The organism is Bacillus sp. ISL-77, from assembly GCF_018613105.1.
The window spans coordinates 1-20,310 of sequence record NZ_JAGGQY010000008.1; the positions used below are offsets into that span (position 1 = coordinate 1).

The following is a 20,310-nucleotide window of genomic DNA, read 5'->3' on the forward strand; positions in this document are numbered from 1 at the left end:
TTGACATGGGTGCCAGTTTAAAGTGGACATTGCTTTTTTAGTCTACTAAAGGCATTTTATTTTCATCGAGTGTGAAACCTTCTCCATGGACATCATGGACAATTGTGATGGAGACAAATGCATGGGGATCAACGGAAGTAATTACATTTTTCAAACGGACTATTTCATTTTTTGCGACAACACAATATAAGACTTCACGCTCACTTTTAGTGTAAGAGCCGTATCCCTTTAGGACTGTTACTCCTCGGTCCATTTCTTCCATAATCTTAGAGGCAATTTGCTCGTTCTTTTCCGAAATAATCATAGCTCCTCGCGCTGAATAAGCACCTTCTAACATGAAATCAATTACTCTAGCGCCAATAAACACAGCTACGAGTGTGTACATTGCTTGTTTATAATTTAAGTATGTTACCAAAGATAAAGCGATAACACATGCATCAAACAAGAACATTGTTTTTCCCATATTCCAGCCTGCATATTTTTGGACAAGCCTAGCAATAATATCGACTCCTCCTGTAGTTCCTCCATAACGGAAGATCACGCCTAAACCAATGCCTGTAAAAACTCCTGCAAATAATGCAGCTAATGTTAAATCACTTTGAAGTGGCATATCAATGGAATAGCGTTGAAATATCCATAAAAAAATGGACACCCCGACTGTCCCTAATATCGTATATAAAAATGTATTACGTCCTAACAATTTCCACCCAATAAAAAAAAGTGGAATATTTAAGAATAGATTTGAATAGGATGGATCCCATTTAAACAAGAAATAAAATAGAAGTGCGATGCCTGTGAAGCCGCCTTCTGCCAGTTTGTTTTGCATATTAAAATTGACAAGGCCAAACGACATTATCGCTGCTCCCAATAGGATAAATAATATGTTTTTTACTTTAAGACCATGTAACATTAATAACCCCCCTCTACCATAAATTCTCTTATATGGCGGTTTTTATTATATCGAATAAAAAATGTTAGAGCAATGAGTAGAGAAAAAGAGGGTAATATAAATGAAAACATTTGTAAATCGGCGTTAATTTAGCTAACATAAACAATAGAATAGGGATATGAACATAATTAGCAGTCTTATTGATGAGGTGATATACATGGCCAAAGAAAAGACGATGAAAGACCTTCAGCAAGAAGTAGATTTGTACATTAGTCAATTTAAAGAGGGGTATTTCAGTCCGCTTGCGATGCTAGCAAGACTTACAGAAGAACTAGGGGAATTTGCTAGAGAAGTAAACCATTATTATGGTGAGAAACCCAAAAAAACAAGTGAAACTGAAAAAGCCATCGAAGAAGAACTTGGTGATCTTTTATTTGTATTAATTTGTTTTGCTAACTCTTTAAATATCAGCTTAGAAGATGCACATAATTATGTAATGGAAAAATTTAAGACAAGAGACCAAAATCGGTGGACAAGAATTAATGAAGAAAAAATGGAGTGAACTTTATGGAACAAATTAAAATTATCATCGCTGGTCCCCGCGGCCGAATGGGCAGTGAAGCAGTGAAGTTAGTAACGAATATTGATCATTTTGAACTTTTAGCTGTTGTGGATCATAAATATGATGGAATGATGCTTAGCGACTTGGAAGGCTTTCATTCAATACATAACGTACCCGTTTATACAAATATCGAAACATGCCTGGAAAATGTCCATGCAGATGTCTTGATTGATCTAACCACACCTGAGGTGGGCATGCATCACGCAAAAACTGCACTCACAAACAATGTTCGACCGGTGGTTGGAACAACAGGTTTTACTGCAAGAGATTTAGAGGAATTAGAACAAATTTGTCATGAGAAAAAACTGGGATGTATTATTGCTCCGAATTTTGCCATTGGTGCTGTGTTAATGATGAAATTCTCACAAATGGCTGCAAAATATTTTAACGATATAGAAATTATTGAATTGCATCACGATCAAAAACTGGATGCTCCTTCAGGAACAGCTGTAAAAACAGCAGAAATGATTTCTGCAGTTCGTGAGGAAAAAAATCAGGGGCACCCAAATGAAAAAGAAACGATTCAAGGTGCGCGGGGTGCAACGTTCGATGGAATGCATATTCACTCGGTACGCTTGCCTGGACTTGTTGCCCACCAACAGGTGTTATTTGGTTCTGATGGTCAGACTCTAACAATAAGGCATGATTCATACCATCGCGGCTCTTTTATGTCGGGTGTAAAAGTGGCAGTAGAAACTGTAATGACACATAATACTTTTGTTTATGGACTAGAAAATATTTTAGAATAGGGAGTAAATATATGAATATCGCCTTAATAGCTCATGATAAAAAGAAAAATGATTTGGTTCAGTTCGCGACTGCTTATCAAAATATATTTTCGAAGCATACATTATTCGCGACTGGTACAACTGGACAGCGAATTAGTGAGGCAACGGGTCTAAGTATAACTCGTTTTCAATCTGGACCCCTTGGTGGTGACCAGCAAATCGGAGCAATGATTGCCCAAAATAAAATGGATGCTGTTTTCTTCTTCCGTGACCCATTAACATCACAGCCACATGAACCAGATGTAACAGCATTGGTTAGACTATGTGATGTATACTCGATTCCACTTGCTACTAATATGGGAACTGCAGAATTATTAATAAGAGGCCTAGAACTGGGGCTTATTGAGTGGAGAAATCTAAATAAAGAGAATGGTGCAATCAATGATTAATCAGCACCTTCATGTCCTTGCATTTGGCGCACATGCGGACGATGTCGAGATTGGCATGGCTGGAACGATTGCTAAATTGACCTCCCAAGGGAAACAAGTTGGTATCTGTGACTTAACAGATGCCGACCTTTCTTCAAATGGGAATGTACCCCTAAGAAAAGAGGAGGCGGCAAAGGCTGCAGGGATATTAAACGTCTCTATGCGTACATCACTGGGTTTTCCAGATAGAGGATTATTTCTTAAAGACGAGTACATAAGAGAGATTGCAAGGATTATTAGAACATACAAGCCTCAGATTGTGTTTGCACCTTATTTTGAAGACCGCCATCCTGACCATGGTCATTGTGCTAGTTTAGTGGAGGAAGCTGTTTTTTCATCTGCCATAAGAAAATATGTAACAGAAGGTAATGAACCTGCACATCGGGTGGAAAGAGTTTATTTTTATATGATTAATGGTTTTCATAAACCAGATTTCACCATTGATATTACTCAATATATGGATAAAAAACTCCAAGCATTGAGGGAGTACAAAAGCCAATTCGAGCAAACAGAAGAAAGCTATAGTACTCCGCTTGTAAATGGGTATATTGAAACTGTTGAGTCAAGGGAAAGAATGTTTGGTAAGTTGGTTGGTGTTACATTTGCTGAAGGGTTCAAAACGAAAGTTCCAATCCTTTTGAATCGTGATTTGATAGGAGAATAAACATGAGGAAACTTAAAATTGGTATTACTTGCTATCCGACAGTAGGTGGTTCAGGTGTAGTAGCGACTGAATTAGGGAAAATGCTTGCTGAAAAGGGACATGAAATTCATTTCATCTCATCAAGTATCCCATTTAGATTAAATAAAATGTACCATAATATCTATTATCATCAGGTTGAAGTGAATCAATATTCCGTATTTCAGTACCCACCTTACGATATTGCCTTAGCAAGTAAAATGGCGGAAGTGGCTAATCGGGAAAAATTAGATCTGCTCCACGTCCACTATGCTATTCCTCACGCTGTATGTGCAATACTAGCAAAGCAAATGAGCCATCGAGATATTAAAATTGTCACGACATTACATGGTACCGATATAACGGTTTTGGGTTATGATCCATCTTTGACAGATGCGATTAAATTTGGAATTGAAAAATCAGATGTTGTAACAGCAGTTTCCAAGGCTCTAGTGGACCAGACGTATGAGTTAATCAATCCAGATAAACAAATTGAAACAGTGTATAACTTTATTGATGACCGCATTTATAAAAAAAGTGATGCACGTGCTTTAAAGTCAGAATTTGAGATAAAAGAAGATGAAAAGGTAATTATTCACGTTTCCAATTTCCGTCCGGTAAAACGGGTACAAGATGTGGTAAAGTCCTTTGCAAAGATTGCATCTGTAATGCCAGCCAAGCTACTATTGGTCGGTGATGGCCCTGAAATGACCATCATCTGTAAACTTGTCAGAGAGTTTGGACTAGAAGATCAAGTCATTTTCTTAGGTAAACAAGAGAGCCTGGAGGAATTGTACTCCATCAGTGATTTAATGCTGTTATTATCGGAAAAGGAAAGCTTTGGACTTGTTGCATTAGAGGCGATGGCATGTGGAGTTCCTTGTGTCGGTACGAATGTTGGTGGTGTACCAGAAGTTATTAATCATGGAATGAATGGATTTATTTGTGAAGTAGGCGACATCGACGATATCTCTAATAAGTCATTAGCCATTTTAGTTGATCAGGACCTTTATCAGCAATTTTCCAAACAATCTGTGGAGACAGCAAAAACTAAATTTAAGGCTGACCAAATTGTTGAACAATATGAACAAATATATTTTAATTTACTGAATTAAGGTGAAGTAAATGATTGACCCATTTTTAGCAGCAAGTCCTGTATTAAAAAAACTGGAGGATGCTGGCTTTGAAGCCTATTTTGTTGGTGGCTCCGTTAGAGATTTTTTGTTAAAACGAGAGATTAATGACGTTGATATTGCAACAAGCGCAACCCCCGATGAAGTGAAAAGGATTTTTCCGAAAACAGTGGATATTGGAATCGAACATGGAACAGTTCTCGTTCTTGTAAATGATGGAGGATATGAAATTACCACCTTTAGGACCGAATCAGACTATCAAGATTATCGAAGACCCAAAGAGGTTACCTTTATCCGCAACTTAAACGAGGATTTACAGCGCAGAGATTTTACAATGAATGCTATCGCGATGGACAGAAATAGAAAATTAATTGACCCATTTAATGGATTTATAGCCATTCAAGATAGAATAATTCAAACAGTTGGAAGTCCGAATGACCGATTCCAAGAAGACGCCTTAAGAATGATGAGAGCAGTTAGGTTTGTAAGCCAACTCTCTTTTCAAATCGAAAGCGGTACGGTTCAAGCATTAGCAAAGCTTGTTCACTTGCTTGATAACATTGCTGTAGAGAGAAAAAGAGCGGAGTTTGAGAAACTCTTAATTGGTAAAAATAAGACTAAAGCGTTGAATATTCTCCTTGAAGCAAATATTTATTCTTATTTACCAGGTTTGAAAGGAAAGAGGCAGCAATTAGAGGAGTTCCGTAGTTTTAACAGTGGGAATCTTAATAAAAATGAAATGTGGTCACTCTTAATTTTCTGTATAAATTTAAAAGAAAAAGAGATAGAGTTATTTTTAAAAGAGTGGCGGCTTGCACTTAAGGAAATAAGAGAGATTCAACAAGTTGTTCATTTCCTTACAAAAAGACTTGAACAAGATTGGACCATATATGACCTATATTCTGCTGGTCGTGATCATATCCTATCAACGGAAAAGCTCTACCATGTTATTAATGGGACCAACGAAGTTGAATCGATTGAACATTGGATTAAACTGTATGAAACCCTGCCGATAAAAGACCGTTCAGAAATGAATGTGACTGGAAATGACGTAATGGATTGGTTCAATAAAAGAGGTGGACCATGGCTTAAGGAGACGCTTTTAACCATTGAAGAAAATATCCTAGCCGGAAATCTAGATAACGACAAAGAAAAGATCAAGGAGTGGCTAATGAAGTGCAATCAGAAATAAGAAAAGAATTACTTGATGCCTTTACAACTGCAGGTGACACCTTTTTATCAGGGCAGCATCTAGCAGAACTCATTGGCTGCTCAAGGACGGCAGTATGGAAGCATATTGAGGAATTAAGGAAGGAAGGATTTGAATTAGAAGCCGTTAGAAACAAAGGTTACCGGATTCTAAAAACTCCTGAAAAAGTGACTGCAGATGAGGTAAGGTTTGGCTTAACCACAAACTTTATAGGGAGAAATATCCATTATGTAGAAAGTGTGGAGTCTACCCAAAAGCTTGCCCATCACTTTGCTTCAGAAGATGCCCCGGAAGGCACGGTCATCATCGCTGAAGAGCAGTTGTCTGGCAGGGGTAGAATGGCCCGAAAATGGCATTCGCCAAAATATACAGGTATATGGATGAGTATGATTATACGTCCAAATATACCCCTAAGCAATGCGCCACAATTGACATTGCTCGCAGCAGTTGCGATTGTTCAAGCCATTGAAGAAATGACAGACCTTATTCCGGAAATAAAATGGCCGAATGATATTCTTATTAACGGAAAGAAAGTAACGGGAATATTAACGGAATTACAAGCGGAGGCCGACCTTATTCATTCAATTATCATAGGAATTGGTATAAATGTGAATCAGAAGAAAGAAGATTTCCCGTTAGAACTTCAAGAAATAGCTACTTCCCTATTTATCGAGGATAGAGAAACTGTCTCGAGAGCAGAGTTAATTAGATCTATTTTCAAACACTTTGAAAAATTATATACGCTGTATCTAGAACAAGGATTTCTTCCAATAAAGCTTTTATGGGAGGGTTATGCCGGCAATATCGGTAAATACATAAAAGCTAGAACACTTACGAATACGATTGAAGGAAAAGCACTAGGAATAACCAATGATGGAGTGCTGCAGTTAGAGGATTTGACCGGTACGATTCATCATATCTATTCTGCGGATATTGAGTTTTAAAAGCTTGAACTTTTCGTAGAATTTGTTATAATTCTATCCAATGGGCAGTATCCACTGAGAACTGCACCTTTACGAAACTAACAATTAATAAGGTTTCTGCCTAGATCCGTATAGCGGACCGGGACAGAGGGATGAAGCATGTTAAAAGTGTAACTGGGATCCTCTGCCTTCAGAAGGATCTTTTTATTTGCTCTTTTAAAATCTTTTTATCCCCTCTCCCATATAAAAGGAGGGAAAATTGATGAAGCAAACATCAGATTTCTTGAAAATGAAGGAAAATAATGAAAAAATCGTTATGTTAACCGCGTATGATTACCCTTCGGCTAAGCAAGCTGAAGAGGGCGGAGTTGACGTTATATTGGTGGGAGACTCTCTTGGGATGGTAGTCCTTGGTTATGACTCAACCATACCAGTAACGCTTGACGACATGATACATCATACAAAAGCTGTAAAACGTGGAGCAAAAGATACCTTTATTCTCGCTGATATGCCGTTTCTAACTTATCATTTATCCGTTCGGGATACATTATTAAATGCTGCCAGACTAATACAAGAAACGGGTGCACATGCGGTTAAACTAGAAGGTGCAGATGATGTTATTGAAAAAATTACTGCTTTAACTAGAGCCGGTATTCCTGTCTGTGCCCATTTGGGGTTAACCCCTCAATCTGTAGGTGTATTAGGTGGATATAGAGTGCAAGGGAAAGATGCCCAAGCAGCAAGGAAATTGCTCCAAGATGCAAAGAAATGTGAAGAAGCCGGTGCCTTTGCTATCGTTCTTGAATGTGTACCAAAACAACTGGCCGAGGAAGTTGCCCATATGATTTCTATTCCAGTTATTGGTATTGGGGCCGGAGTTGCTGTCGATGGTCAAGTTCTCGTTTATCATGATATTCTAGGCTATGGCGTTAATCGCGTACCGAAGTTCGTCAAACAATATCATGCTGTCAATCCATTTATGATTGAATCAATTCAAGCCTATGCAGCTGACGTTAAAAATGAACGGTTTCCTGAAGAAAAACATTCTTTCACAATGAAGGAACAGGAACTGAAAGGGCTTTATGGAGGTACGAAATGAAGGTAATCACAACCATTATGGAAATGCAGGCAATAATAAATAAACATAAGCTCCAAGAAAAATCGATTGGCTTTGTACCAACAATGGGATTTCTGCATGAAGGTCATTTAACACTTTTAAATAGAGCAAGACAAGATAATGATATCGTTGTCCTAAGCATTTTTGTTAACCCATTACAATTTGGACCAAAAGAGGATTATGCTGAATACCCGCGTGATCTTGATCGTGATCGCGCCTTGGCTGAAAGTGAAATGGTCGATTTTCTTTTCCATCCATCCGTTGAGGAAATGTATCCAAACGAACCTTCGGTAAAAGTTAACGTCCGTGATCGCACGGATGTTTTATGTGGGAAATCACGCCCAGGCCATTTTGATGGCGTCGCTACAGTAATAACAAAACTCTTTAACATTATCATGCCAACAAGAGCTTATTTTGGAAAAAAAGATGCCCAGCAGGTGGCAGTTCTTGAGGGGTTAGTTTCTGATTTTAATATTCCTGTGGAACTTATTGCAGTCGATATCGTTCGTGAAAATGACGGACTTGCTAAGAGTTCTCGGAATGTTAATCTTCTGCCAAAGGAAAGACAAGAAGCTCCTGTTCTGTATCATAGCCTTCAAGCTGCAGTGGCAGCAATTAATGAAGGTGAGCGGAATTCAGCGAAATTAATTAGTATGATTAGTGAAATGATTACCAATGAATCAACGGGTACAATTGATTATGTCCAAATCTACTCCTATCCACAATTAAAGCAACTGGAAAAATTAGAGGGTACAATTATTATTGCACTGGCTGTAAAATTTACGAAGGTACGATTAATAGACAATTACATTACGAATATAGATTGATAGAAAAAAGAGAACGGGGGAGGAATATAATGTTTCGCAACATGATGAACGGAAAAATCCATCGAGCAACTGTTACAGAGGCTAATCTAAATTATGTAGGCAGTATCACGATTGATGAAGACTTATTAGATGCAGTTGGAATGATTGCAAATGAAAAGGTGCAAATTGTTAACAATAACAATGGTGCGCGTCTAGAGACCTATATTATTCCTGGCGAGAGAGGTAGTGGTGTCATTTGTTTAAATGGTGCAGCTGCCCGCTTGGTTCAAAAAGGTGATATCGTTATTATCATTTCCTACGCCCTTATTGCTGAAGAAAAGGTAGCAACACATAAACCTAAAGTAGCGATCATGGATGAAGACAATCGGATTAAAGAACTGATCAATGCAGAACCAGCCCTAACCATCATGTAATCCCCAATTTCGGGGATTTTTTTTTTTTACGACTGTTTTATATAATAAATATAAAAAAGATCGTAAAGATAATGGTAGAATGGGAAGCATCCTAGTAGTGTTTACTTTTTCTTTTGAAGATAATGTGATACCGTTTTAATGAACGAAGGTTTGGGGTGTTAATGAAATGATAAATAAATTCGTCGTAATTGATTTGGAAACAACGGGAAACATTCCAAAAAAGGGTGACAAAATCATCCAATTTGCTGCTGTGGTCATTGAAAATGGAAAAATCACAGAAAAATTTTCGTCATTAATAAATCCGAAAAAATCCATTCCAATATTTATTGAAGAATTGACCGGCTTAAATGATGACATGGTGAAGGATGCTCCCCTATTTTCGGAAATAGCAGAAAAGGTCATGACTTTACTGGATGGGGCTTATTTTGTTGCACATAATGTGTTATTTGACTTGTCTTTTCTTCAGGAAGAATTAATCCAATCGGGTCAGGAAGGGTTCTTTGGCCCTGTTCTTGATACGGTGGAAATGGCAAGAATACTTTATCCGACAGCTGATGGTTATAAGTTATCTGATTTAGCAGAGAAAGAAAATCTTAATCATGATCGCCCCCACCAAGCTGATAGTGATGCCCAGGTAACTGCTGAGCTTTTCTTAATTCTTTTAGATCGTTTGACATCCTTACCTAGAGTAACGCTAAAACAGCTTGCACATCTTTCTGGCGGTCTCAAAAGTGATCTACAGCAGTTTCTTGATGAAATACTCGTAAACAAAGATGACACGATTGAACAATTTTCGGAGTCGTTCGAGATTTTTAAGGGGATAGCCTTAAAAAGGCTTCCTGAGCAGTCAGGAACGATGGATGAAGGTAAAGAATATCAATATCCTGCAAGTGAGGATGAAAAAACCGAGTTGGTAAAACAAGCCTTTGCAGCCTTTGAGAAGAGGACAGGCCAATTTACCATGATGGATACTGTGTATCAATCCTTTCAAAATGAAAATCATACATTGATTGAAGCTGGAACCGGTGTCGGAAAATCACTTGGGTACCTGCTGCCGATTGCCTACTTTTCAAAGCAAAAGGAGCTTCCTATTGTTGTAAGCACGCATACCATTCATTTACAAGAACAAATTCTAAAAAATGAAATCCCGATCTTAGATAAAATTTTGCCCTTTAAGCTTAACTCTGTTCTCCTAAAGGGGAGGAATCATTATATTAGTTTAGAAAAGTTTAATCAGACACTTGTAGATGATAATGATAATTACGATACAGGGTTAACCAAAATGCAAATTCTTGTTTGGCTGATTGAAACTGAAACAGGTGATCGGGATGAGTTAAACCTATCAAGCGGCGGGCAAATATTCTGGAATAAAATTAAGAACGAACCCGCTATGTTTATGCAGAACCAAGCTTGGCAAGAAAGAGATTTTTATTTGAAGGCCAAAAGAAATGCGCAAACTGCCGATATAATTATTACCAATCACTCTTTGCTATTAAGTGATATTAAAGGAGAAGGCACAATTTTGCCCGATTTTTCTTTCGCTATCATTGATGAAGGACATCATTTTGAAAAAGTAGCAAGTCAGTTTTTTGGTCATACATTAGATTACTTATCCACCCGGCTCTTATTGGGTCAATTTGGTGTTTTAGAACAAAAACAGCTCTTTTATGAATTGGAGAAGCTAATTGCTTCTGTACCAAGGAAACCTGAGATGATGGCACCTGCAACTAAGTTAAATCAAATAAATGTTGACCTTGCTTTTGAAACAGACGAATTTTTTCAATTGATTGCTATTTTTGCAAAAGCCAAGCTTACAAATAAAAGAGGAATTAACCGTGCCAAGGTGCGCTTTTCTCTTCAAGACGAGGTAAAAGAAAAAAAGGCACTTGTACACAGTGCAGAAAGGTTTGCCTTTTTACTTAAGGATCTTCATTCAGTCATTATTGAACGACTCGAATGGATCAAAAGGGAAAGTAATTCGTTAACACGTTCCCAAGAAAATAAAATGGAAGAAATCCAAACCTTTCTAAATGATCTATCGGAATTAAGAGACACGGTTATTCATTCCTTTATTAAAAAAACGAATGATGTAAAATGGATTGAAATAGATATTCGTTCACCGCAAAATGTTACAACCTTTATAGCTCAGCCAGCATCTGTGGCCGACCAACTAAAAGCACAATTTTTTCAACCTAAAAAAGCGGTAGTAATCACTTCTGCTACTTTGACTGTGAATAAATCATTTGACTATATCATGAAGGAAATTGGACTTGATCCCGTTTCAACGATACAGTTGAACATTCCTTCGCCATTTGAATATAATCAACAGGTTCAACTCTTAATACCAGAAGACCTACCAGAAATAAACACGGTATCGTTAGAAGATTATGTCATTTCAATTACTGAGCATATCATCACAATTGCAGAGGCAACAAAAGGAAGAATGCTGATTCTATTTACCGCCTATGACATGCTAAAGAAAACCTATGAACTAATTAAAGAAAGTGGTTTTTTGCATGACTATGCAATGATTGCCCAAGGGATAACCAGTGGCAGCCGAACTAGGCTAACTAGAAATTTCCAGAGATATGATAAGGCATTATTGCTAGGGACAAGCAGTTTCTGGGAAGGGGTAGATATACCTGGTGAGGACTTATCGTGCCTTGTAATTGTTAGGCTACCATTTAGCCCCCCTGATGAACCTTTAACAGAGGCAAAATGTCAGTTAATCGAAAAACGCGGGGGAAATGCTTTTTCTGAATACTCTCTACCAGAAGCGGTCCTTAGATTTAAACAAGGATTTGGTCGGTTAATTCGTACGGAAAATGACCGTGGAATTATTGTGGTTTTTGATAAAAGAATTGTAACGACCAAGTATGGTAAGGCCTTTTTGAAATCAATTCCCAATGTTCCCATAAAAAAGGGTAAGATGGATGATTTAGCTGAAATTATTGACTCTTGGTTATAATAAATCAGTCAGACCAATTGTTTAATATACTGGATAATATTTGGTAAAAAACACATCCTATATTATGGGAGGTGTGTCATGAGAACCTTACTATTATTACTGTCCATATTCATTCAAACGACACTCATGGTTGAGGCATCAAAGACGACTACTTTAAATAATATTGAAAACATTGACTTAAATATTAAGGATCATGAAGTTGCTGTTACTTTTTTAGGCCTGTCTGAAGGTGATTCAACCCTTATTCAAGGCTCAAATGGTGAAAATATCTTGGTAAATGCCGGCGGGAAAGAGACGGATGCAGAATTGGAAGGATGGCTTTATCTTTATGATGTGAAGAAAATTTCGAAGCTAATTCTTACAAAGAACGAACTAGAGCTTTCAGAAAAACAAATCAATAGGCTAATAACGAAGTATAGTATAAAAGAAATTATCACAACACCGGAGTTATCTGCCCAAATAACAAACAAACTAAGCTTACTAAATAAACCTGCAGTCGTCACCTGGGGTGAGGGCACAAAAAAAACCATTCTTCCGGAGTTGACTGCAGTGGTCCAATTTGTTGGAAATGAACCCAATGAGGGCATGGATTTGACACTGGATTTTTTTAATCACCGCATTTTCCTGATGACTTCGTTTACACCACATGCGGAGGAAACCTTGATGAAGAAGAATTTGGAAAATATTAATGTTTTTAAGATTCCTAATTGTGCAATGGAGGACTCTTTATCTGAAAAATTAATCCAGTATTTAAATCCGCAAATTTCGATTCTATTTGCACCAGAAGAAGAGGAGCATGACCCAGATATTCTTGTCGATCTCCATGAAACTTGGTCAGAAATCTATACTACCAAAAAACATGGTACCGTCACGATAAAATTCACCGATTCAAACTATGAAGTTATAACGATCCCTGTCGAAGAGGATAACTAAGAAAAAATTAGAAAAATTCATATAATCACAGACCCACTTTTTGCTTCCACCTGTTATAATAATGGTTGAGATTTATCAATTATTGTAGAGAAATAGGCAAATATTGGAGGAAAACGGATGGAAAGTAAAATTGAAGTGTTATCAACAGTAAAAATCCAGCACAGTCCGGATTTGTATAAAATTGTTGATGCTCTTAATCGAACCTTGAAGCAAAAAGATCTTATGTTTGGATTGGCACTTGATCAAGAAGATAAAAATACAGCGATTTTTACCATTTATCGTACATAAAGAAGTGAGTGCTTATGAAAAAGTGGATTATATTTATAGTAATATTTATAGTAGTGATTTTTGGTTTATTAATAAAAGTGTATTTCACATCTGTGGAACCTGTTAAATCTGCAGAGAAAAAAGCGGTTGCACTAGCCAACAAGGAAATATCTATAAAAGAAGTTGAGGATTTTCATATATATAATGGCATAGAAACTGTAAATGTCATTGAGGGAAAAAGTAATAAAGGTGAAAAAATTATTGTTTGGATTCCTGAAAAAAGTAAAAAAGTTTACGTGGAAAAAGCAAAGGATGGTTTATCGAAAGAAGAAGCCATTCAGAAACTTTTACAAGAAAAAAGTCCTAAAAAGGTTATTTCAGTGAGACTTGGCATGGAAAAAAATATCCCTTTGTGGGAAATATATTATCGTTCTAATAATAATTTAATAAATTATTACTATGTTCACTTTGACACAGGTGAATGGCTAAAGAAAATCGAAAACCTATAGATGTAATGGAGAATGGAGGAAATATTTATGGTAGTGGAATTAGCAAATCGAGTGAAGGCACTTACACCTTCAACAACATTAGCAATTACTGCAAAAGCAAAGGAATTAAAGGAACAAGGTGAAGACGTTATCGGTTTGGGAGCAGGTGAACCTGACTTTAATACTCCACAATATATTTTAGATGCTGCGTCACAATCCATGAATGAAGGGCATACGAAGTATACCCCATCAGCAGGCTTACCTGCATTAAAAAAAGCAATTATTAAGAAATTTGAAGCGGACCAAGGGTTAACATATAAACTGAATGAAATCATTGTAGGAAATGGAGCTAAACACGTTCTTTATACATTATTTCAAGTCCTATTAAATGATGGTGATGAGGTTATAATCCCTACTCCATATTGGGTCAGCTATCCAGAGCAAGTCAAATTAGCAGGCGGCGTTCCTGTGTATATCGAAGGATTAGAGCAAAATCAATTTAAAGTAACCCCAGAGCAATTAAAGAGCGCCATTACGAAAAATACGAAAGCTGTTATAATAAATTCACCTAGCAATCCAACGGGTGTGTTGTATACAGCAGAAGAACTTTATGAGTTAGGCAAAGTTTGTCTTGAGGAAAATATTCTCATTGTTTCAGATGAAATTTATGAAAAGCTAGTTTATGGGGAAAATAAACATGTTTCGATCGCACAACTTTCTCCTGAACATAAAGACCAAACCATTGTAATTAATGGCGTTTCTAAATCACATTCGATGACAGGTTGGAGAATCGGGTACGCGGCTGGAAATAAAGTAATTATTGATGCGATGACAAACCTCGCAAGTCATAGTACATCTAATCCGACAACAACAGCCCAGTATGCAGCAATCGCTGCTTACAATGGCTCTCAACAGCCAGTAGAAGATATGCGCCAGGCATTTGAAAAAAGATTATCAATTATTTTTGATAAACTAGTAGCGATTCCCGGTGTAACATGTGTGAAACCGCAAGGAGCATTTTACCTTTATCCAAATGTAAGGAAAGCTGCTGAATTGACAGGATATCAAAATGTTGATGCTTTTGTTGAAGCCTTGCTGGTCGATGCTAAAGTCGCTGTTATCCCAGGTTCAGGCTTTGGAACTCCTGACAATATTCGACTCTCCTATGCAACTTCTTTAGAATTATTGGAAAAAGCAGTGGTGAGAATCCACCAATTTGTTACATCCAAATCAAGCATTGTCAATAATTAAAAACGTAAAAAGTCTGCTAAGGTCTGCAGGCTTTTTGCTTTTAGTTACCAAAGATGGATGCCTAAAACTCTTACTCGGATAATTTGTTCGTGGTATACTTAACTGGAGGTGTCCTAATGATGAAAACAAACTTTTTAGCATGGATTCAAGAAGGTAATATCACCGTTCCAACATTATTATTTTCTGAATACCGTAATCTAAATTTAAATGAATATGAACTTGTTCTTTTATTAAATATACTAACCTTTTTAGAAAAGGGGCATGAATTCCCTACACCAGATGAGTTATCGGCACGAATGACGATTTCCATTTCGGAATGTAATGAAATGCTTAGAAGGTTGATTCAAAGAGGTTTTATCGAAATTACCGATGAATATACGAATGAAGGTATCCGATATGAAAAGTATTCTGTCATCCCTTTATGGGAAAGACTTGTTGAACATTTCTTGACAAATATTAAAAGTAATAAGGAATCAGATAAGAAAGCAGACGAAACCGATCTTTATACTTGTTTTGAGAAGGAATTTGGCCGACCGTTATCTCCATTTGAATGTGAATCCCTAGCCATGTGGATGGATGATGATCATCACGACCCAATCATTATCAAAGCAGCTTTACGGGAAGCGGTAATGTCTGGAAAATTAAACTTCCGGTATATTGATAGAATTCTTTTTGAGTGGAAGAAAAATGGGATAAAAACGATAGAGCAAGCGAAAACCCATGGACTTAAATTTCGTCAAAAGCAAACACCTAAAGGAACTGTGAAGGGTGAAACACATCAACCAACTGTGCCCTTTTACAATTGGTTAGAACAATAGTCTTGATTAACGAGGGAGTTATCTCTCGTTTTATTCATTTTAATAGTAGTAGGTGATAGATATGTTGAATAATACCCAAATCCGTTATTGCCTTGATCAAATGGGTGCGATGTTTCCAGAGGCACACTGTGAATTAAATCATTCAAATCCATTCGAACTAGTCATTGCTGTGGCCTTATCGGCACAATGTACCGATGTGCTCGTAAATAAAGTGACTAAATCGTTATTTGAAAAATACAAAACACCTGAGGATTATCTTGAGGTTTCACTAGAAGAATTACAAAACGACATACGTTCGATTGGCCTTTACCGAAATAAAGCTAAAAACATTCAAAGCCTTTCCCGAATGGTATTAGAAGAGTATAAAGGTGAAATCCCAATGGATCGTGATGAGTTAACAAAGCTGCCTGGTGTGGGCAGGAAAACAGCAAATGTAGTTGTGTCCGTTGCTTTTAATGTACCTGCTATAGCAGTAGATACTCACGTTGAAAGAGTGAGTAAGCGTCTAGGGATTTGCCGTTGGAAGGATTCTGTACTCGAAGTGGAAAAAACATTAATGAGGAAGATTCCAAAAGACGAATGGTCAGTTACACATCATCGCTTGATATTTTTCGGCCGCTATCATTGTAAAGCCCAAAATCCACAATGTCCAAGCTGCCCACTAGTAGGGCTATGCAGGGAGGGTAAAAAGCGGATGAAAGGTCAGGTATCTATCAATGGATAAAAAGGTTGAGAACATTTCCAGCCTACTGAAGGAATGGGAAAATAGTAAGGTCCAACTCGAAGCATTATTTCGTGAACGAGACTATGAAAACGCAAAAGTGCTGATGGAAAAGGGAATTTTAATGTTTATTCAGTTCATGTCTTGGTCAAATGAATTGCCTGCAACTCTGGATGAACCTTTTAACTCTAAACAATTTGAGTTTAAACCTGTCAATGTGGAAGAACGGTTAGGTTTTATCATGTCTAGACCAAATCTATATCATTCATATCGCCAGTTATCAGAGTTAATGGTTGAGCAAGAAAAGCTGTATTCGAAAAGAAGTATACTAAAAAAAGCGTCTAAACCTAAAGGTTAGACGCTTTTTTACTATTCATTTTAGTTAGGGTAATGTTGTAGTTGTACCTGAATTTGCTCCATTAACTGTCCCATTGTCGACTGGGGTATCTGGTGGAGTAGTAACGCCGTCATCTTGGTTGTCAGTACCTGTGCCATTACCAGTACCGTTACCATCGCTAGTACCAGTACCAGTACCAGTACCAGTACCAGTACCAGTACCAGTACCAGTACCGTTGCCATTACCATTCCCATTTCCATTTCCATTACCTGGATTAGTACCATTACCTGGATTAGTACCATTACCTGGATTAGTACCATTACCTGGATTAGTACCATTACCTGGATTAGTATTACCTGGGTTTTCTTCTTGAATAGGTAGTGGTATGTCAATTGCAGCAGTTGCTGGATTACTAGTTCGATCACCACTGATTGCCACAATCGTGAAAGAATATTTAGTACCAGGTACTGCAGGTATGCTTAAAGCTGTTTCTGCTTGATTATATTGCTTTTGACCGGTCCCGCTATTTACCGTTACGGAGAAAGTAACATTTGCCTCTTTGGAATTATTGTAATCCCATGTTAAGGTAATATTTTTATTTACTTCATCATATTTGGCATTTAGTTTTTTCGGAGCATTCAGTTTGTCATACCTTTGGGAGACACGTTTAGGTGCATGACCTTTCACAGCATACTCAGTAATAACTTGACTTCCAGGGGTATATTTACTTGCCAATACCGGCGGCATCGAACCTCTTTCAATACTTACTTCTTGAACGCTGTTTGGCATAGTAAAGTCAGGTGTATCGATATCCTTTGATACATGTTCCATTAAGTTTTTAAAAATTAATTGGGCTAAACGTTGATTATTTCCGACCGCGTTGATAGGTGTACTTCGGTTTTTGTATCCTGTCCAAATAGACGCAGTGTAATTAGTTGTATATCCAGTAAACCAGGCATCAGGAACGGACCTGCTGCTCGGAATACCCCATTTTTGTATTTCCTCATCTGTATAATTCGTTGTACCGGTCTTGCCGGCGATTGGAAGTCCGGGAACTTTCGCCCTTGTTCCTGTCCCAGGAGATACGAGGACACTTTTTAACATATCGGTAATCATAAAAGCGGTCGAATCTTTCATCACCACTTTTGGTTCAGGTTCTGTGCTAATAAAGGTTCCATCACGCAACTTGATTTTTCTAATAGCATGTGGTTTTGTATAAATGCCATTATTGCCAAAGGCGCTATAGGCACCAGCCATTTCAAGTGGGGAAACCCCCGTTTTAAAACCGCCAATTGCGTAGGATTCAAAAATTTCTTTTAAAGGAATACCTAAACCAACTGCAAAGTCTTTCGCTTTATCAAGACCAACTTGCTGTAGAGCCTGAACGGCTGGTGAGTTTCGTGATAATTGCAGTGCGGTTCTAATTGTCATCGGTCCTTTATAGCTTTGGTCCCAGTTCCCAAACTTTTTCCCGGATGAATAGGTTATTGGTTTATCCTCAATCATTTCAAAGGTTCCCCAATTTAAATATTCAATCGCGGGACCATAATCAAGCACAGGCTTGATTGTTGAACCTGGTTGACGTTGTGTATCGATGGCATAGTTAAACCCACGTTTTATTTTTTGGTTCCTTCCGCCTCCAATTGCCCGAATTTCTCCAGTTTTTGTATCAAGGAGAGCAACCCCAGCTTGAAATTCATCATCTGGATAATCAATAATGTCTGATTTATTAAGAATGTCTTCTACATATGATTGCGCATCTGGATCTAGAGTCGTATGGATTGTTAAACCATCTGTAAAGATATCAAAATCAGATGTTTCTTTCACTTCATCAATAACTGCATCCACAAATGAATCAAAGGGTTTTTCATTAACTTTACGTTGTTGTTCATTTAGAACGGTCGACTTAACTGAAACCTTTTTCGCATCTTCCATCTCTTGCTTAGAAATAAAACCATGCTGGTGCATTAACGTCAGGACAATATTTCGTCTCTCCTCAGCTAAATCAGGATGATCGAATGGGTTATAATTATTAGGACTTTGCGGCATCCCAGCAATTTGGGCAGCCTCTGATAATGTTAAATCTTTTAATTCTTTTCCATAATAAATTTTTGCGGCAGTTGCAATACCATGGCTATTTTCAGAAACATAAACCTTATTTACATACATCTCGAAAATCTGGTGTTTAGTATATTGCTGTTCAAGCTGATAAGAGAGCCAGGCTTCTTCGACTTTTCGCTTTAAGGTTTTTTCAGGAGTTAAAAATGAGTTTTTAACCACTTGTTGTGTGATGGTGCTGGCACCTTCAGAACCAAATCCATGTTGGATATTTGCTAACACAGCACCGCCTAATCTAATCGGGTCAATACCATGGTGTTTGTAGAAACGGTAATCCTCGGTTGCCAAAATGGCATTTTCAACTACTTGTGGTATGTCTTTATAATTTACATATTCCCGATTAACTGCACCTACTTCAGTAATCAACTTGTCATCTTTATCTAAAATCTTCGAAGGGATTGGATCTTTTAATAATTTTGGGTCAAGTACGGGAGCATCCTTTACTAAGTAGGCGAAAGTCCCCACTCCCGAAAGTATTCCAATAATACCAAGGGCCACTAAGGTTAGAAAAATTTTCTTTATTAATCCACCCGATTTTTTCTTGGTTTTTGGTTTACCTTTGGTTTGGAGTTTCTTTCGGCGCTCCTCTCTTGATTGGTACTGTTCTGACATGGTAATATTCCTTCCTTTCAAGCCTTTTCTCAATTATGAAGCTTATCTATAATTTTAATATAGTCAATTCGCGGTTGAAAACCAAGTGGGATCTGATGTCCTTGTTGTTCCACTTCCTCTTTGGTTATCGATTTTCTGCCGCCATTATTCATTCGTTTCCAAAATGTTAACAAGTGTTTTGCTTCGAGTAAAAAAACCTGCTCATATCTTGTAAAACGAAGGATAACAAAACAAATACCTCCTTGATCCAGTACTTCTTCCATATGCTGTATCTGGTGTTGATGGAAATTCTTTAATGGAAAAGAGGTAGGGTTCTGTGTTTCTTTAGCTTCGAAATCAATATACTTTCCTTTATAAACACCATTATAATCCGTGGTGGAGGCTAGTTTGAAATATGCCTCTTTAATTACAGCAGCACTGCGGTTTGGATAATCAACCTGGACAATTTGGACCGGCGTTGGTTTTTTATGAATAACAGCTACTTTTCTGGCACGGTAATATTCATTTGTCTCATTTAAGTCTTCCTCAAGTGTCATTCCTCTGTTACTATAAGAGCCATTTGTCTTTTTTTTATTGATATTTTCTGTGTTCTGTTCTCTTGGTACGTACCTTTTTCCGTTTGGATAGTTAAAGTTCACGTTTTACACCTCTCAAACTCTTCCTTATCATATCAAATCTTGACGAGAATGGGGTGTATAAAATACATTTGCATACACACTCTAATAACAATTGTACTGTGATTGCTAAATTTATACATGATGCATTTCT

Annotated in this window: 21 protein-coding genes; 18 read left to right on the plus strand and 3 right to left on the minus strand. The window is 37.4% G+C overall.

Annotated elements, in window-relative coordinates:
* Positions 1-37 precede the first annotated feature (37 nt).
* The gene (locus tag J7E77_RS02370; RefSeq protein WP_214712080.1) at positions 38-910 is read right to left on the minus strand and encodes a YitT family protein; all 873 of its coding nucleotides are present in this window, start codon (positions 908-910) and stop codon (positions 38-40) included.
* A 196-nt stretch (positions 911-1,106) separates the two neighbouring features.
* Here J7E77_RS02370 and J7E77_RS02375 point away from each other — a divergent pair, with 196 nt between their 5' ends.
* From J7E77_RS02375 to J7E77_RS02460, 18 genes are all read left to right on the plus strand, one after another.
* On the plus strand, positions 1,107-1,451 hold the full coding sequence (locus J7E77_RS02375; RefSeq protein WP_098931636.1) for a nucleotide pyrophosphohydrolase: 345 nt from the start codon (positions 1,107-1,109) through the stop codon (positions 1,449-1,451).
* Positions 1,452-1,456: 5 nt separating this feature from the next.
* Positions 1,457-2,260 (plus strand): 4-hydroxy-tetrahydrodipicolinate reductase, encoded by an 804-nt coding sequence (gene dapB / locus J7E77_RS02380; RefSeq protein WP_214712082.1) that lies wholly within the window; start codon positions 1,457-1,459, stop codon positions 2,258-2,260.
* Between the two features lie 11 nt (positions 2,261-2,271).
* Positions 2,272-2,688, plus strand: a complete 417-nt coding sequence (gene mgsA / locus J7E77_RS02385; RefSeq protein WP_168244905.1) for a methylglyoxal synthase — start codon at positions 2,272-2,274, stop codon at positions 2,686-2,688.
* A complete protein-coding gene (gene bshB1 / locus J7E77_RS02390) occupies positions 2,681-3,391 on the plus strand; it encodes a bacillithiol biosynthesis deacetylase BshB1 (protein WP_214712083.1) in 711 nt (236 codons plus the stop codon). Before mgsA ends, bshB1 begins: the two co-directional genes overlap by 8 nt.
* A gap of 2 nt (positions 3,392-3,393) precedes the next feature.
* A complete protein-coding gene (bshA, locus tag J7E77_RS02395; RefSeq protein ID WP_214712085.1) occupies positions 3,394-4,521 on the plus strand; it encodes an N-acetyl-alpha-D-glucosaminyl L-malate synthase BshA in 1,128 nt (375 codons plus the stop codon).
* A 10-nt stretch (positions 4,522-4,531) separates the two neighbouring features.
* Positions 4,532-5,731, plus strand: coding sequence for a CCA tRNA nucleotidyltransferase (locus J7E77_RS02400; RefSeq protein WP_214712087.1), 1,200 nt, complete (start codon positions 4,532-4,534; stop codon positions 5,729-5,731).
* Positions 5,716-6,693, plus strand: a complete 978-nt coding sequence (locus tag J7E77_RS02405) for a biotin--[acetyl-CoA-carboxylase] ligase (RefSeq protein WP_214712089.1) — start codon at positions 5,716-5,718, stop codon at positions 6,691-6,693. Before J7E77_RS02400 ends, J7E77_RS02405 begins: the two co-directional genes overlap by 16 nt.
* Positions 6,694-6,934: 241 nt before the next feature.
* Positions 6,935-7,771: a 3-methyl-2-oxobutanoate hydroxymethyltransferase gene (gene panB / locus J7E77_RS02410; protein ID WP_214712091.1), complete on the plus strand. Its 837-nt coding sequence runs from the start codon at positions 6,935-6,937 to the stop codon at positions 7,769-7,771.
* Positions 7,768-8,616: a pantoate--beta-alanine ligase gene (gene panC / locus J7E77_RS02415; RefSeq protein ID WP_214712093.1), complete on the plus strand. Its 849-nt coding sequence runs from the start codon at positions 7,768-7,770 to the stop codon at positions 8,614-8,616. The genes panB and panC overlap by 4 nt, the downstream gene beginning before the upstream one ends.
* 29 nt (positions 8,617-8,645) lie before the next feature.
* Positions 8,646-9,029 (plus strand): aspartate 1-decarboxylase, encoded by a 384-nt coding sequence (panD, locus tag J7E77_RS02420; protein WP_214712095.1) that lies wholly within the window; start codon positions 8,646-8,648, stop codon positions 9,027-9,029.
* Between the two features lie 166 nt (positions 9,030-9,195).
* Complete coding sequence (gene dinG, locus J7E77_RS02425; protein ID WP_214712096.1) at positions 9,196-11,997, plus strand: ATP-dependent DNA helicase DinG; 2,802 nt, start codon at positions 9,196-9,198, stop codon at positions 11,995-11,997.
* A 78-nt stretch (positions 11,998-12,075) separates the two neighbouring features.
* A complete protein-coding gene (locus J7E77_RS02430; protein WP_214712097.1) occupies positions 12,076-12,930 on the plus strand; it encodes a ComEC/Rec2 family competence protein in 855 nt (284 codons plus the stop codon).
* 117 nt (positions 12,931-13,047) lie between these two features.
* Entirely contained in the window at positions 13,048-13,218 is a 171-nt protein-coding gene (locus tag J7E77_RS02435) for a YpmA family protein (protein WP_088088772.1), read from the plus strand.
* A gap of 14 nt (positions 13,219-13,232) precedes the next feature.
* On the plus strand, positions 13,233-13,706 hold the full coding sequence (locus J7E77_RS02440) for a cell wall elongation regulator TseB-like domain-containing protein (protein WP_214712098.1): 474 nt from the start codon (positions 13,233-13,235) through the stop codon (positions 13,704-13,706).
* 33 nt (positions 13,707-13,739) lie between these two features.
* Entirely contained in the window at positions 13,740-14,936 is a 1,197-nt protein-coding gene (locus tag J7E77_RS02445) for a pyridoxal phosphate-dependent aminotransferase (protein ID WP_214712129.1), read from the plus strand.
* Positions 14,937-15,052: 116 nt separating this feature from the next.
* Positions 15,053-15,754, plus strand: coding sequence for a DnaD domain-containing protein (locus J7E77_RS02450; RefSeq protein ID WP_214712099.1), 702 nt, complete (start codon positions 15,053-15,055; stop codon positions 15,752-15,754).
* A 61-nt stretch (positions 15,755-15,815) separates the two neighbouring features.
* Positions 15,816-16,478 (plus strand): endonuclease III, encoded by a 663-nt coding sequence (gene nth / locus J7E77_RS02455; RefSeq protein WP_168244893.1) that lies wholly within the window; start codon positions 15,816-15,818, stop codon positions 16,476-16,478.
* Positions 16,471-16,833, plus strand: coding sequence for a YpoC family protein (locus tag J7E77_RS02460; RefSeq protein WP_214712100.1), 363 nt, complete (start codon positions 16,471-16,473; stop codon positions 16,831-16,833). Before nth ends, J7E77_RS02460 begins: the two co-directional genes overlap by 8 nt.
* 24 nt (positions 16,834-16,857) lie before the next feature.
* Here the strand turns inward: J7E77_RS02460 and J7E77_RS02465 are convergent, their stop codons facing one another.
* Positions 16,858-19,542, minus strand: coding sequence for a transglycosylase domain-containing protein (locus J7E77_RS02465; protein WP_214712102.1), 2,685 nt, complete (start codon positions 19,540-19,542; stop codon positions 16,858-16,860).
* A 29-nt stretch (positions 19,543-19,571) separates the two neighbouring features.
* A complete protein-coding gene (gene recU, locus J7E77_RS02470) occupies positions 19,572-20,180 on the minus strand; it encodes a Holliday junction resolvase RecU (protein WP_214712104.1) in 609 nt (202 codons plus the stop codon).
* Positions 20,181-20,310: the final 130 nt, after the last annotated feature.